Source organism: Variovorax sp. 01T432 (assembly GCF_056398605.1).
The window spans coordinates 230,326-244,397 of record NZ_JBFTPS010000005.1; the positions used below are offsets into that span (position 1 = coordinate 230,326).

12 protein-coding genes are annotated in these 14,072 nt (G+C 67.7%); 7 read left to right on the forward strand and 5 right to left on the reverse strand.

Annotated features, from left to right (window positions below):
- Nucleotides 1-104: 104 nt before the first annotated feature.
- Nucleotides 105-779, reverse strand: coding sequence for a c-type cytochrome (locus AC1DNF_RS06165; protein ID WP_478147665.1), 675 nt, complete (start codon nt 777-779; stop codon nt 105-107).
- Nucleotides 780-849: 70 nt separating this feature from the next.
- Between AC1DNF_RS06165 and yihA the strand changes: the two genes are divergently transcribed.
- Nucleotides 850-1,593, forward strand: a complete 744-nt coding sequence (gene yihA / locus AC1DNF_RS06170; RefSeq protein WP_478147666.1) for a ribosome biogenesis GTP-binding protein YihA/YsxC — start codon at nt 850-852, stop codon at nt 1,591-1,593.
- 60 nt (nt 1,594-1,653) lie between these two features.
- Complete coding sequence (locus tag AC1DNF_RS06175; protein ID WP_478147667.1) at nt 1,654-2,586, forward strand: alpha/beta fold hydrolase; 933 nt, start codon at nt 1,654-1,656, stop codon at nt 2,584-2,586.
- Nucleotides 2,587-2,620: 34 nt separating this feature from the next.
- Here the strand turns inward: AC1DNF_RS06175 and AC1DNF_RS06180 are convergent, their stop codons facing one another.
- A complete protein-coding gene (locus tag AC1DNF_RS06180) occupies nt 2,621-3,511 on the reverse strand; it encodes an LpxL/LpxP family acyltransferase (RefSeq protein WP_478147668.1) in 891 nt (296 codons plus the stop codon).
- A complete protein-coding gene (locus AC1DNF_RS06185; protein WP_478147791.1) occupies nt 3,508-4,410 on the reverse strand; it encodes a lysophospholipid acyltransferase family protein in 903 nt (300 codons plus the stop codon). The genes AC1DNF_RS06180 and AC1DNF_RS06185 overlap by 4 nt, the downstream gene beginning before the upstream one ends.
- 158 nt (nt 4,411-4,568) lie before the next feature.
- On the opposite strand from AC1DNF_RS06185, the gene metK reads away from it, so the two are divergent.
- A complete protein-coding gene (metK, locus tag AC1DNF_RS06190) occupies nt 4,569-5,750 on the forward strand; it encodes a methionine adenosyltransferase (protein ID WP_478147669.1) in 1,182 nt (393 codons plus the stop codon).
- Here metK and AC1DNF_RS06195 read toward each other — a convergent pair whose 3' ends face one another.
- The gene (locus AC1DNF_RS06195; protein WP_478147670.1) at nt 5,751-7,868 is read right to left on the reverse strand and encodes a TonB-dependent receptor domain-containing protein; all 2,118 of its coding nucleotides are present in this window, start codon (nt 7,866-7,868) and stop codon (nt 5,751-5,753) included.
- 174 nt (nt 7,869-8,042) lie between these two features.
- On the opposite strand from AC1DNF_RS06195, the gene AC1DNF_RS06200 reads away from it, so the two are divergent.
- On the forward strand, nt 8,043-9,632 hold the full coding sequence (locus AC1DNF_RS06200; protein ID WP_478147671.1) for a phospholipase D family protein: 1,590 nt from the start codon (nt 8,043-8,045) through the stop codon (nt 9,630-9,632).
- Nucleotides 9,633-9,691: 59 nt separating this feature from the next.
- On the opposite strand, the gene AC1DNF_RS06205 is transcribed toward AC1DNF_RS06200, so the two are convergent.
- On the reverse strand, nt 9,692-10,426 hold the full coding sequence (locus AC1DNF_RS06205) for a response regulator (RefSeq protein WP_478147672.1): 735 nt from the start codon (nt 10,424-10,426) through the stop codon (nt 9,692-9,694).
- Nucleotides 10,427-10,519: 93 nt separating this feature from the next.
- Between AC1DNF_RS06205 and AC1DNF_RS06210 the strand changes: the two genes are divergently transcribed.
- From AC1DNF_RS06210 to AC1DNF_RS06220, 3 genes are all read left to right on the forward strand, one after another.
- Nucleotides 10,520-10,948, forward strand: a complete 429-nt coding sequence (locus AC1DNF_RS06210) for a hypothetical protein (RefSeq protein WP_478147673.1) — start codon at nt 10,520-10,522, stop codon at nt 10,946-10,948.
- A gap of 1 nt (nt 10,949) precedes the next feature.
- Nucleotides 10,950-13,460 carry an ATP-binding protein gene (locus tag AC1DNF_RS06215; protein WP_478147674.1) on the forward strand — a complete coding sequence of 837 codons (2,511 nt, stop codon included), beginning with the start codon at nt 10,950-10,952 and terminating at the stop codon, nt 13,458-13,460.
- A gap of 160 nt (nt 13,461-13,620) precedes the next feature.
- The gene (locus AC1DNF_RS06220) at nt 13,621-14,067 is read left to right on the forward strand and encodes a DUF305 domain-containing protein (RefSeq protein WP_478147675.1); all 447 of its coding nucleotides are present in this window, start codon (nt 13,621-13,623) and stop codon (nt 14,065-14,067) included.
- Nucleotides 14,068-14,072: the final 5 nt, after the last annotated feature.

The window sequence follows — 14,072 nt, forward strand, 5'->3', positions numbered from 1 at the left end:
ATGGCGAACCGTTGGAAAGCAAAAAGGCGGGCCATCCTCGCTGGATCGGCCCGCCCTGTTTGGGGTTTTTTATCGGCGGTTAGTTCAAGCTCAACCGCTCGGATTCAGCGCAAACCGGCAATGTAGTCGGCCACGGCCTTGATTTCGCGGTCATTGAGCTTGGCTGCGACGCCTGTCATCGGGATGCTGTTCAGGCGCACGCCGTCACGAAACGCGACGAGCTGCGCGGAGGTGTAGTCGGCGTGCTGCCCGCCGAGTCGCGGATACTGCGCCGGTATGCCGGCACCGTCCGGGCTGTGGCAGCCTGCGCAGGCCGGGATCTGCCGGTCGGCGATGCCGCCGCGGTAGATCTTCTCGCCGAGCGCGACCAGGTCCTTCTCCTTCGAGAAGCCGGTCTTGGCCTTCTTCGAACCGACGAACCAGGCGATGTTGCGCATGTCCTCGTCGGAGAGGGCGGAAGCCATCGGCTTCATGATGGCGCTCTTGCGCTTGCCGGACTTGAAGTCCTGCAATTGCTTGAGGATGTATTCGGGGTGCTGCTGCGCCAGCTTGGGATTGGTCGCGATGGACGAATTGCCATCAGCGCTGTGGCAGGACGCACAGCTCTGGCTGTTGGCCGGCGTCGCATTGAAGACCGTGTCGCCCTTGGCAGGGTCGGGCTTGGCAGGCTTGGCGGGCGCGGCGGCGGCCGGCGCCCCCGCATGCTCGTCAGCCGCGAAACTGGCACTGGCGGCGACGCCCAAGAGGGCTGCAAGCAGAAAATGGGCAAACAACTTCATATCGGGGGCTTGGATTTATGGCGCAAAACCCCGCGATTCTACAATGGCGCCCCGTTCCGAAAGCTCATCGATGACCACCCCGCCGCGCAAGCAGGCCGCACACTCCTCCCGCCCGGCCCCTGTCGTCGACGCCGCCGCCGCTGAACGCGCCCGCGTGGCGCGGGGCTGGCTGCACACCGCCCACTTCCTCACGAGCGCACCCCAGCTGGAACACCTTCCGGCCTTCGACCTCCCCGAGATCGCCTTCGTCGGGCGATCGAACGCGGGCAAGTCGACCGCCATCAACACGCTGACGCAGCAGACACGGCTCGCCTTCGCCTCCAAGACGCCGGGCCGCACCCAGCACATCAATCTGTTCGGCGTCGGCAAGCAGAAGACCGACGACGCCGTGCTGGCCGACCTGCCCGGCTACGGATACGCGGCCGTGCCGAAAGAGGCCAAGCTGCGCTGGCAGCGCGTGATGGGCAACTACCTGATGACACGCGAGAACCTGCGCGGGGTGGTGCTGATGTGCGACCCGCGCCACGGCCTCACGGAACTCGACGACATCCTGCTCGAGGTCATCAGGCCGCGGGTGGAACAGGGCCTCAAGTTCCTGGTGCTGTTGACCAAGTCCGACAAGCTCACGCGTTCGGACGGTGCAAAGGCCCTGTCGATTGCGCGACTGCAGGCCGGCGGCGGTGAGGTCAAACTCTTCTCGGCCCTGAAACAGCAGGGCGTCGACGAGGCGGCCGAACTGCTGTGGCGCTGGGCGCATCCCGAGGACGCGCAGCCTGCGAAGACTCCCGAACAGCCGGCCGACGAAGAGCAGTAGAAGAAACGACAGGCAAGGCGGCGCCCCGCCGCCCCGAAGAACGATCGAAGGAGACAAGCCGTGATCGAGACTTTCGCCCGCACGCTGCCCAACGGCACCACCCTCAGTTGCCGCGCCGCCGGCGAGCCGGGCCGGCCCTTGATGGTGTTCCTGCATGGCTTCCCCGAAGCCGCGTTCATCTGGGACGAACTGCTTGAGCACTTCGCGAAGGCCGAGCACGGCGCCTATCGCTGCGTCGCGCCGAACCTGCGCGGCTTCGAGAAATCCAGTTCACCCACTGAAGTGTCTGCCTACCGCGCGCACCTGCTCCTGCAGGATGTCGCCCAACTCGCCGCCAGCGAGAACGCCCAGGGCCGCATCGAGGCCTTGATCGCGCACGACTGGGGCGGCGCCTTCGGCTGGGGCTACGCCAACCAGCATGCGGACAAGCTGGGCAAGCTGGGCAAGCTGGGCAAGCTGGTCATCATCAACTCGCCGCATCCGGGCACCTTCGCGCGAGAGTTGCGGAACAATCCCGCGCAGCAGGCGGCGAGCGCCTATATGAACTTCCTGGCCAAGCCGGGCGCCGAAGCCCTCCTGGCCGCGGACGACTTCAAGCGCATGTGGACCTTCTTCACGCTGATGAAGGCGGGGCCCGACGGCTTCGGCTGGTTGACCGACGAGGTCAAGGCCAAGTACCGCGAAGTGTGGAACGCCGGCCTCACCGGCGCATGCAACCTCTACCGCGTGACGCCCATGAAGCCGGCGCTGCCTGGCCAACCGGCGCCCGAGATTCCGACCTTGCCGCGCGAGCGGCTCACGGTCGACGCGCCCACCTTCGTGCTGTGGGCGCTCGATGATGCGGCGCTGCTCCCGGGCCTGCTCGAAGGTCTGGAAGACTACGTGCCGAAGCTCGAAATCAAGACGGTCGCCGGCGCCACGCACTGGCTGGTGCATGAGCAGCCCCGGTTCGTCGCAAGCGAGATCGAGGCCTTCCTGAAGCGAGCTCGCTAGGGCCGGCTGCGAGGGGGCGGCGCAGCCCGCCGCTTCAGTACACCGGCGGCTCGCCCTCGGGGCGCGTCTTGAAGCGGCGGTGGACCCAGTAATACTGCGAAGGCATCGCGTCGATGTAGCCCTGCAGGCGCTCATTCATCAAGGCGGCGTCCGCCACCGCGTCCTCGCTGGGGAAGTTCTCCCAGGCCGGCAGCACCTCGATCTCGTAGCCATCTTTCGTCAGCTTCGACAAGACCGGCACCACCTTGGCCCGCCCGATGCGGGCGAAGCGCGACAACGACGGTAGCGTGGCCGCAGGGACCCCGTAGAACGGCACGAAGACCGTCTGTTCGCGCCCGAAATCCATGTCGGGCAGCAAGATCAGCAGACCGCCTTTGCGCAGCCCCGCGACGATCGGCTTGACATTGTCAGTCCGGCTCAGCGTCGTCAGATTGCCATTGTCGAAGCGCGTGCGGCCCTCGCGGATCCACGCGTCCACCATCGGATCACGCTGGGTGGTGTAGATCGTGGTCGTGGGTCGCGCAGTGCGCATGGTCACGGCGGTGCCCGCCGCATCGAGGCCGTAGAAATGCGGAACGAACAGGATCATCGGCTCATGGCCGTGGGCGATTTCCTCGATCTCGCGGGTCGCGCCGTAGACCTTGAGCCGTCGGGCCACGAGTGCCCGTGGCGCATGCCAGAGCCAGCCACGGTCCAGCCACGACTGCCCCACATAGACGAAGGTCGCTCGCGCGATGCGGCGCCGCTCGGCCGGCGACTTGTCCGGAAAACACATGGCCAGATTGGCGTCGACCACGCGCCGCCGCGAAACCGCCACGACATGCAGCACGCGACCGAGCACGACACCGAAGCCGCGCACCAGCGGCAGCGGCACGTGCGCCAGCACGCGCATGAGGCCGATCCCGAGCCTGGAGGTAAGGCTCATGTCACAGCCCTTGCCGGTGCGTCGCCGCGAGGCTGCTTGTAACGCGCATAGTCCCAGACGTACTGGCCCGGCAGTCGGCGGATCAGGCTCTCGATGCCTTCGTTCATGGCCCTTGCGGCAGCTTCAGGCGTGGCCTTCGGATCGTTCAATGCCGTACCGTCGAAAGGCTCGATGTGGATCACATAGCCCTTGCCGCGCGGCAACCGCTCGCACAGGCTGAGAAACACCCGCGCCCCGGTCTGCTGGGCGAGACGCGACAACAGCGTCATCGTGTAGGCCGGCCGGCCGAAGAACGGAGCCCAGACTCCCTGCCCCAGGGGCGGCACCTGGTCGGGCATGATCCCCGTATAGCCGCCCGCGCGCAGCGCGCGTATCAGGCCACGCACCCCGGCCACGCTGGTCGGCAAGGTCTGGAGGCCGACGCGGTCGCGCGACCCGACGATCAGCTCCGCCATCCACTTCTTGCGGGCAGGCCTGAACAAGGCCGTGATCGGGCCGTAGGACGTGAAATAGCGCTCTCCAAGCGCCTGCGCCAGGATCTCCCAGCACCCGAGGTGCGGCGAGATGATGATCACGCCCTTGCGCGCCGCCAGGGCCGCCTCGAACGCCTCGGCGCCCTCCCAGCGAACGATGCGCGGCAGCACGCTCTCGCCATGCGGCCGCGCCCACAACCAGGGGAGTTCGGCCGCCATGGCGCCGGCGGCGGCGATGGCCGGCCGGTATTGGGCCGGGGTGAAGCCGGCGCTCTCGGCATTCTCCTTGAAGCGCCTGCGGTAATCCGGCGCCAGCCACCAGACCAGCCAACCCAGGCATCCCCCGACCGCATGCATCACAGGCAGCGGCGCACGGGCAAGCAAACGGAACAGAGCAATCATCGATACATGGAGGAGTTCAACCAGGACGCGCGCGCAGGGTAGCGCGGCTCGAATAGAATGCAAATTGTCGCTGAGTTATGGAACTACTTGCAGGGCGACATTAAACATGACTGCTAAAGCGTTCGCCAAGACTCCAAGCGGGTTGGCAACGCGCCAATTGACCAGCACGGAGTTTTAACGACATGGCGAACGACTTTCTCTTCACTTCCGAATCCGTTTCCGAAGGCCACCCCGACAAGGTTGCCGACCAGATCTCCGACGCGATCCTGGACGCGATCTTTGCGCAGGATCCCCGCTCCCGCGTGGCCGCCGAGACGCTGACCAACACCGGCCTCGTGGTGCTCGCCGGCGAGATCACGACCAACGCGCATGTCGACTACATCCAGGTCGCGCGCGACACCATCAAGCGCATCGGCTACGACAACACCGAATACGGCATCGACTACAAGGGGTGCGCGGTGATGGTCTGCTACGACAAGCAGTCCAACGACATCGCCCAGGGCGTGGATCACGCCAGCGACGACCACCTCAACACCGGCGCCGGCGACCAGGGCCTGATGTTCGGCTACGCATGCGACGAAACGCCCGAGCTGATGCCCGCGCCCATCTACTACGCACACCGCCTCGTCGAGCGCCAGGCCCAGTTGCGCAAGGACGGCCGTCTGCCCTTCCTGCGCCCGGACGCCAAGAGCCAGGTCACGATGCGCTATGTGGACGGCAAGCCGCACAGCATCGACACCGTCGTGCTCTCCACGCAACACCACCCCGACCAGAGCGAGACGCCGACCCGGATGAAAGCCTCGTTCACCGAGGCCATCATCGAGGAAATCATCAAGCCGGTGCTGCCCAAGGAATGGCTCAAGGAAACCAAGTACCTGATCAACCCGACGGGCCGCTTCGTCATCGGCGGTCCGCAGGGTGACTGCGGGCTCACGGGCCGCAAGATCATCGTCGACACCTACGGCGGCGCCTGCCCCCACGGCGGCGGCGCGTTCTCGGGCAAGGACCCGAGCAAGGTGGACCGCTCGGCAGCCTACGCGGCACGCTACGTGGCCAAGAACATCGTCGCGGCCGGGCTCGCTCGCCAGTGCCAGATCCAGGTCGCCTACGCGATCGGCGTCGCGCGGCCGATGAACGTGACCGTCTACACCGAAGGCACGGGCGTGATCCCCGACGACCAGATCGCCAGGCTGGTGAATGAGCAGTTCGACCTGCGGCCCAAGGGCATCATCCAGATGCTCGACCTGCTGCGTCCGATCTACCAGAAGACGGCCGCCTATGGCCACTTCGGCCGCGAAGAGCCTGAATTCACCTGGGAAAGCACGGCCAACGCCGCCAAGCTGCGCGCTGCCGCCGGCCTCTGATCAGAAGCGATACGCCCCGCCCACGCCGACTGTCCAGTTCCGGCCGGGGGCGGGTTCGTAGAAGCGGCCGTTGCTCTCGTTGACGATCACCGAGCCGACATAGCGCCGGTCGAAGAGATTGTCCACGCGCGCGAAGGCATTGAACTCCCAGCGCTCCCAACGCTTGACGTAGGCGGTGTGCAGCGCGGCCACCGCGTAACCTGGCGCGCTGACAGTGTTGAGGTCGTTGGCCTCGATGCTTCCGAGCGCGCGCAGTTCGGCCCCGGCACGCCAGCCCTCGGGCGGCACCCAGCCCAGAGCCATGAACAAGGCCTGCCGGGCGATACCCGGGATGCGGTTGCCCACCGGCACGGTATTGGCCAAGGTGCAGGGCGAAGAAGGCGAACAGAAGGTGTCGCGGTATTTCGCATCCAGCCACGTGTAGGCCAGTTCGGTGCGCCAGTGGCCCGCGCTCTCGTGCTGCCATCCCAGTTCGAAGCCATCGCGCCGCGTACGGCCGGCATTCTGGAAGGTGGCGCGCCCATTGCTGTTGGTGTCGGTCACGATTTCGTCGCGCGTGCGGGTCTGGAACAAGGCCGCGGTGAGCAATCCTCCGGCCAGCCGCGCCTTGGCACCGGCCTCCACGCTCGTATTGACCGACGGTTGCAGCGCGAAATTGAGCCCGCCGATGCCGTCCGGGCGGTAGGAGAGCTCATTGAGCGTCGGCGTCTCGAAACCGCGGCCCGCCGAGGCATAGAGCGCCAGGTCGCGCGTGGCCTCGTAGCGCAGCGAGGCCACGGGCAGCGTCTTGCTGTAGCGCGCACTGCCGCTGTCGTCGCCGTTCGCGCCCACGATGTAGTGGTCCTCCGAGCTGAAGCGCACGGAGCTGCGCCGCGCACCCGCCTCCAGCGTCCAGCGATCGGCCAGGCGCCAGGTGCCCTGCGCGTAGGGGTCCAGGTCGCGCACGTCATTGCGCTCGTTGCGCCGCAGCGCACCCTGCACGCCCAGCACGGGCGCGGCGAGCGAGCCGGTGTAATTCAGGAAGCCCGTGCGGCGCTCGCGCAGGTCATCGTAGGCGAGGCCGGTGACGAGTTCGAAGGGTCGGTCGGCCAGCTGGAAGCGCGTGCTCCATCGCAGGTCGACGCCGCCATAGTCCCTGACCAGCCCGATCACCCCGCCGGCACTCAACGGGCTTTGCTGCGCCGACGGCGGGATCGACTGGAACTGCGTGGTCTTGCGTTCTCCGCCGTAGATCATCAGGGCAAGCGCGTTGTCGGCATTGATGCGGCGCTCGTACAGCAGCCCAGCCTGCGTCTGGTCGACCGTCTTGCGCGTGTCGAACTGCGCGGCGAGCGGGGCGCTGCGCGGGTCGAGCGCGTATTGCCCGGCCGTCAGGCCCAGCGGGTCCTGCGCGCGGATGCGCACGCTGTTGACGACCAGCGACAACTTGTTGCCGTCGTCCAGCTGGATGCCCAGCTTGCCGTTGACGATGTCGCGCCGCGCCGCGCTGTGCTCGCGCCAGCCATCGGTTTCGAAGTGGTTCCCGCTCAGCAGGTAGTCGACCGCGCCCGAGGAGCCGCCCAGCTTGGCGCCCGTCCGGGAGGTGCCGAAACTGCCGCCCGCCGCCGAAAGGCCCAGCTTGGGGTCGCCCTCCCCGTCCTCGGTGAAGACCTGCAGCACGCCGCCCGACGAATTGCCATAGAGCGCGGAGAAGGGGCCACGGAGGATCTCGACGTGGTCCACCGACGCGATGTCGATGTTGGAGGTCTGGCCCTGCCCGTCGGGCAGCGTGGCGGGAATGCCGTCGACATAGAGCCGCACACCGCGCAGCCCGAAAGTCGAACGGGCGCCGAAACCGCGCACGGAGATCTGCAGGTCCTGCGCGAAGTTGTAGCGGTTCTGAATCTGCAAGCCCGGCACTGCCCCCAGGCTTTCGGAGAGCTGCACGCCCAGCCGGCTGTCGCGCATATCCGGACCCTCGACCCGGTCCACCGACCCAGGAACATCGAAGACCGGCGCCACCCCGCTGGGCGTGGAGACCGTGATCTCCGTCAGCGTGGGTGCGTCCCTGGCATCCTGCGCATGAGCGGCGAACGAAGCGGCGAGCAGCAGGCAGACCAGGGCGGCGGAGGTTCTCATCGCGGCGATTCTGCGACGACCCGTCGGGCGGCTGTGGCGGGCAAGACCCTATGGCGTCCGGGACGCTTCAGGCCGTATGAGTGTGCTTGTCGACACTGCATGGGTCAGCGGCGCGCGGCTACCATCGGGCGCGCCTCCAGCTTCATCGCGTGTCCCGCTGCCGCCAACCAACCGATGCCCGATCTTCGCCATCCTCTTCTTTCGCTGCTGCGCCGCGTTGCGATCGGTCTTGCCTGCTTCACGGCGGGCTGCGCCAGCGTGCCCCTGCCCGCGCCCGTGCCCGAAGCGCCGGTGCTCGCGATCCCGGCATCTTCGCAAACGGAACTGGGCCGGATCGCCGCGCAGTCCATCCCCGTCCCGGATGGCCTTTCGGCGCTGCGGCCGATGCCGCAGGCCAGCTTTGCGCTGGATGCCAGGCTCGAACTGATCCGCCGCGCGCAGGCATCGCTGGACCTGCAGACCTATCAGCTGGGCAAGGACCAGACCGGCCTCCTGATCCTGCGGGAACTGCGCGACGCCGCCCGGCGCGGCGTGCGTGTGCGCCTGCTGCTCGACGACTTCTATACGACCGGACTCGACCCGCTGCTCCTCGCGCTGGCCGCCGAACCGAATGTCGAAGTCCGCCTCTTCAACCCCTTCATGAACGGGCGCGAGCACGGCGCGACGCGATGGCTGGACTTCTTCACCGATTTCCACCGACTCAACCACCGGATGCACAACAAGCTCTTCATCGCGGACGGCGCCATCGCGATCGCGGGCGGGCGCAACCTGGCGGACGAGTACTTCCTGCGCAGCGAGAGCGCGAACTTCATCGACTTCGAGCTGCTGATGGCCGGGCCCGTGGTCCCACAGTCGGCGGCCGTCTTCGACAGCTACTGGAACAGCGACGTGGTCTACCGCCTGCAGCGAATCACGTACTCGGCGGCCCCCCCGGCCCAGCTGGCGTCGGACTTCGAACGCGCCACCTCCGCGGCCCATGCACCCCGCCCCGAGGCGCCGGCGGAGAGCGACATCCTCGGCGAACCGCGCCTGGCCGACCAGCTCGCGAGCGGCCAGCTGCACTGGATCAGGGCGCAGGCCGATGCCGTGGCCGACAGCCCGAACAAGGCGCTCGGCACGCGCAAGCCCGGCACCGAGACGCTGGCGCAGCGCTTCTACGGCATGACCTCCATGGCGAAATCGCAGGTGCTGGTCGTATCGCCCTACTTCATCCCCGGCGACCAGGGCATGGAACGCATCCGCGCCGCGCGCGAGCGCGGCATCCGCATCACCGTCGTCACCAACTCCCTCGCCGACAGCGACGAGCCGCTGGTCAACGTCAACTACAACAACTACCGGGTCGCGCTGCTCCAGCTCGGCGTGGAACTGCTGGAAGTCAGCACCCAGCAGCTCAAGCGCAACCACCAGCTGCGCCGCCTGCTGCGGCAGGCCCGCGGGCGCCTGCACGCCAAGCTGGCGCTGATCGACCGCGAATGGGTGCTGCTCGGCTCCATGAACCTGGACCCCCGCTCGGAGCGGCTCAACACCGAATTCGGCGTGCGCGTGCACAGCTTCGAGCTCGCGCAGGCCGTGATCTATGCCTACCTTCTCGACGACCTGGAAGGCGTCTACCGCGTGGTCCTCAAACCCGACGGGAAGAACGTGCAATGGGTGGGAACAGGCGACGAGACCAATGAAATGCTGGACGACGAGCCCGACTCCAGCCTGCTGACGCGGCTTCAGCTGCTGCTGTTCTCCTGGTTCGTACCGACCGACCAGCTCTGACGGGCCGGCGCCCCTTCACGCCAGGTTTCATCTGAAATGGGCGCGCCTGGCCTCGCCGCTCATTTCAGCATGTCGACCTGCGTCTCGAACACATAACCCGCCCCGCGCTCCGTGCGAATGAACCGGGGCTGCGAGGGATCGTCCTCGATCTTGCGCCGCAGCCGCAGGATCTGGACGTCGATCGACCGGTCGTAGACCTCGGCCCCATGGAGCCGCGACAGCTCCAGCAGCTGGTCTCTCGACAGCACGCGCTGCGGCGCCTCGCACAAGGCCAGCAGGAGATTGAACTCGCCATTGCTCAACTCCACCCGCCGTCCATCGGGCGCCGTCAGCCGGCGCGCCAGCAGGTTGAGTTCCCAGCCTGCGAACCGATACGCCCTGCACCTGGCCTCGCGCACCTGCGCCTCGCTCTCGCGCTTCACCTGATACCGCCGCAGGACGGCGCGGATGCGCGCGAGCAGCTCCCGGTTGCTGAAGGGCTTGGTCACGTAGTCGTCCGCCGCGATCTCCAGGCCCATCACGCGGTCGGCCTCGTCACGCTTGCCGGTCAGGATGATGACCGGGATCTCGCTGCCCTCGCGCAGGTGGCGTGCCAGCTGCATGCCGTCCTCGCCGTTCAGGCGAAGATCGAGCACCACCAGATCCACCACATGCGCCTGCAGGGCCTGTGCCATTTCCGAGCCGGAGGCCGCCGTGGTCACCCGCAGTTCGTTTTCCGCGAGGTACTCGGCCAGCAGCTCGCGGATGGCCGGATCGTCGTCGACGACAAGGAGGTGCGGTTGGCTGGACGTCATATGGGCCCGAAGGTTAATGCAACCGGGCGCGCCGCCGCAACACATCCGCATTACAGGTGAAACGCGCCGCGATCCCTCCGAAATCACCCGGGCATGCGGGGTCGCTCCAATGAAGACCAGCGGCAGGAAGGTGCCGCCCGCCAACCTGCAAAACAACCCATGCCGACAATAGTGGTGATAGAAGAAGACCTCGCGATTCGCGCGCTGATCTCCGAGTGGCTCGCGGACGAGGGGTACTTCGTGCGTGCGCTGCCTGCGGCCGGCGAATCGCGCGGGGCTGACGTTGACCTCGTCATCGTCAATGTTCTCAATCTCCGCGCCCAGGGCGCGGACAGGGTTCGCGAGGTGAAGGCGATGTATCCGCAATCGGCGTTGATCGGCATATCGACACAATTGAAACGCAGCCTCCCCAGCGACTCCGACCCTGCCCGCGCGCTGGGCGTGAGCCGCCTCGTGGCCAAGCCCTGCACCCGGGAAGAACTCCTGGAAGCCGTGACCGGCGCGATCGCGGCCCCTCACTGACATGAAATCGAGCGAGCGGCTGCGCCGCCTGATCATCGCGGGCGGCGTTCTTCTCATCGCGGCCTTCGCCGGCTCGGCGGCCTACGACGGCTGGCGCCTGCACCAGCAGATCATGTCGGCCAACGAACGCGAACTCGGCAATCTGGCCAACGCGCTGGCCGCGCAGGGTGCCCGCAGCCTGCAGGCGGTGAATGTCCTGCTGCGCGACACCGCCACCTGGTACCAGCTCTCCGGGGCGCAGCTGCCCCCGGAGGCCATCGAAGCCGCGCTCGCCTCCCGGACCGTCGGCGTTTCCCAGGTGAGCGTGCTGACGGTCGTCGATGCCAGCGGCAGGCAGCGCTACCGCTCGCGCGAGACCGGCCAGGCGCTGGCGGATGTCTCCGATCGCCCCTACTTCCTGGCGCAGCGCGACAACGCGGACGCCGGCTTGTACATCAATGAACCGATCGTCACGCGCACCGAGCGCATTCCCGGGCTGGTCGTCTCCCGCCGTCTCGAAACGCCCGACGGCACGTTCGGCGGCGTCGTGACTGCGATCGTCACCCTGCAGCAGCTCCAGGCCATGTATTCGGCCATCCAGCTCGGCAAGGGCAGCGCCCTGCTGATGACGCTGAAAGACGGAACCATCATCATGCGGCAACCGGCCGTCCCCGGCGCCCAGGAGCCGATGAAGCTTCCCGAACTGGCGGCCCTTCAGGGCGGACCGCTTGTCGCCAGGGTCGTCAGCCCGATGGACCACCGGCCCAAACTCGTCGCCACGGTCGGCGTGGGCAACCAGCCGCTGCTGCTCGCCGTCACGCGCGACGAGGAAGTGGCCTTGCGTCCCTGGTACGACGAGATGTGGAGCGGCGGCATCCGGACGCTGCTGCTGTCCATCCTGATCGTCCTCACCATCGCCGCGGTCCTGCGCCAGCTGCGCCGCCTCGAACGCGGGGAACAGGCGCTGCGGCAGAGCGAGGAACGCTATGCCATGGCCATGGAGGCCGCGAACGAGGGGCACGCCGAGTGGAACATCCCGCAGGACACCGTCTTCGCATCCGACAAGTGGCGCGCCCTGCACGGCATCGAGACCAAGGCACCGGTCGCATCGTTCTCGGACCTCATGCGCCACACCACGCTCCACCCGGATGACGCCCCGGCGGTGAAGACGGCCGTGGACGACCATCTGGCCGGACGCACGCCCGCGATCGAGCTCGAATACCGGGTGCGCCATCCGGACGGCGAGTGGCGCTGGATCCACGCCCGCGGCCGCTGCCTGCTCGACGGCAAGGGCGCGCCGGTGCGGCTGTTCTGCGCGGCGACCGACGTCAGCGCGCGCAAGGAGGCGGAAAGCTACAAGGCGGGCCTCGAGGCGCGGCTCGCGCAAACCCAGCGGCTGGAGGCGCTCGGCACGCTGGCGGGCGGCATCGCGCACGACTTCAACAACATCCTGGGCGCGATCCTCGGCTTCGGCGAGATGGCCCAGCAGCACGCGCAGGCCGGCAGCGCCCTGCGCCGGCACATCGACCGCGTGATGCAAGGCGGCGCGCGGGCGCGGCTGCTCGTGCGGCGGATTCTCGACTTCAGCCGCAGCGGCATCGTCGAGCGGGTGCCGGTGGGCATGCAGGGGATCGTCGAGGAGGCGATTGCCATGCTGGCACCCTCGCTGCCTTCCGGCCTGCGCGTGGCGGCTCGCCTGGAGGCCGCCGATGCGGCCGTGATGGGCGACGCGACCCAGCTCTACCAGGTCGTGATGAATCTCTGCACGAACGCCGTGCAGGCCATGGGCGACGCCGGCACCCTCGAACTCAGCTTGCAGCGCGTCGATCTGCCGCATCCGAAGTCGCTTCTGCAGGGCGACCTGGGCGCCGGTGCCCATGTCTGCCTGCAGGTGGAAGACACGGGCGGCGGCATCGCGCCCGAGGTATTGCGGCGCATGTTCGACCCCTTCTTCACCACCAAGAAGGTGGGTGAAGGCACGGGACTCGGGCTGTCGGTGGTGCACGGCATCGTGTCCGACCTGGGGGGTGCGATCGACGTGGTCACACGCCAGGGTCGGGGAACCGCGGTCTCTGTCTGGCTGCCCGTGGCCGGCGGATCGGCACCCTTGCAGCCCCGCGCGACAGCGGACTGGCCGCGCGGCCATGGCGAAGTCGTCATGGTCGTCGACGACGAAAGGCCACTCATCGAGCTCGCCGAAGAGATCCTGGCCGGCCTGGGCTACGAACCGGTCGGCTTCGCTTCGAGCGAGAGCGCCTTGCGCGCCTTCGAGGCCGACCCGAGGCGCTTCGACGCCGTGCTCACGGACGAGATGCTGCCCGGCATGCCCGGCAGCGAATTCGCGCGAAGGCTGCTCTCGGTGCGGCCCGCCCTGCCCGTGATCCTGATGAGCGGCAATGTCGGCGCGGCCCTCGAAGAACGCGTGCGCAAACTCGGCGGGGTCGCGCTGCTGCACAAGCCGCTGGGGCTGCGGGAACTGGCCGAGTGCCTGGCCGGTGCTCTCGAAAAGAACCGCTCCGAACTCGGCGCCTAGGCGCCGCCGCTCGATGCGGCCGTGCCGGATTTCAACTGCAATCGACGACGTTGCATCGGTATCCGATGCGAGGCGCCGCGCAATCCATGCGCAACGCCATCGGCCGACATTGACGACTGCGACAGGCGCCCCGCCCCGCAAGCTTCAACCAGGAGAACCCATGCGTCTCAAGATACCGCCCCGCTGGCAGCGCGGCATGCCGCTGGCCGTGATCGCCATTGCCACGGCCGCCGGCGGCGGCACGCTCACCGCGTCCGCCGATTCCATTCATGCGGCGTTCGCCGCCGAGAACGATGCGGCCATGTCGAAGATGATGGCCGGCATGGCGGTCAAGCCGTCCGGCGACGTCGACCGCGACTTCGCCGCGATGATGATTCCGCACCACCAGGGCGCGATCGACATGGCGCAGGCGGAACTGCGCTACGGCACCAACGAGCAGCTTCGGCGCATCGCGCAGGAAATCATCGTCGACCAGTTGCAGGAGATCGCCGCCATGCGGCTCGCGGTCGATCAACCGCTGCCGCCCTCCGCAGCCGCGCCGACCCAGGCCGGATTTCCCGCGTCCGCGTCGATGACGCCGCACGCGATGCACATGCACAACCAGTGAGCACG

Bases quoted from the DNA above. Each gene is read 5' to 3' on its own strand.
- AC1DNF_RS06200 (WP_478147671.1), top strand. From the start codon at position 8,043: ATGCCCGATCTTCGCCATCCTCTTCTTTCGCTGCTGCGCCGCGTTGCG.
- AC1DNF_RS06220 (WP_478147675.1), top strand. From the start codon at position 13,621: ATGCGTCTCAAGATACCGCCCCGCTGGCAGCGCGGCATGCCGCTGGCC.
- AC1DNF_RS06165 (WP_478147665.1), bottom strand. From the start codon at position 779: ATGAAGTTGTTTGCCCATTTTCTGCTTGCAGCCCTCTTGGGCGTCGCC.
- AC1DNF_RS06205 (WP_478147672.1), bottom strand. From the start codon at position 10,426: ATGACGTCCAGCCAACCGCACCTCCTTGTCGTCGACGACGATCCGGCC.
- AC1DNF_RS06180 (WP_478147668.1), bottom strand. From the start codon at position 3,511: ATGAGCCTTACCTCCAGGCTCGGGATCGGCCTCATGCGCGTGCTGGCG.
- AC1DNF_RS06215 (WP_478147674.1), top strand. From the start codon at position 10,950: ATGAAATCGAGCGAGCGGCTGCGCCGCCTGATCATCGCGGGCGGCGTT.
- yihA (WP_478147666.1), top strand. From the start codon at position 850: ATGACCACCCCGCCGCGCAAGCAGGCCGCACACTCCTCCCGCCCGGCC.
- AC1DNF_RS06195 (WP_478147670.1), bottom strand. From the start codon at position 7,868: ATGAGAACCTCCGCCGCCCTGGTCTGCCTGCTGCTCGCCGCTTCGTTC.
- AC1DNF_RS06210 (WP_478147673.1), top strand. From the start codon at position 10,520: ATGCGGGGTCGCTCCAATGAAGACCAGCGGCAGGAAGGTGCCGCCCGC.
- metK (WP_478147669.1), top strand. From the start codon at position 4,569: ATGGCGAACGACTTTCTCTTCACTTCCGAATCCGTTTCCGAAGGCCAC.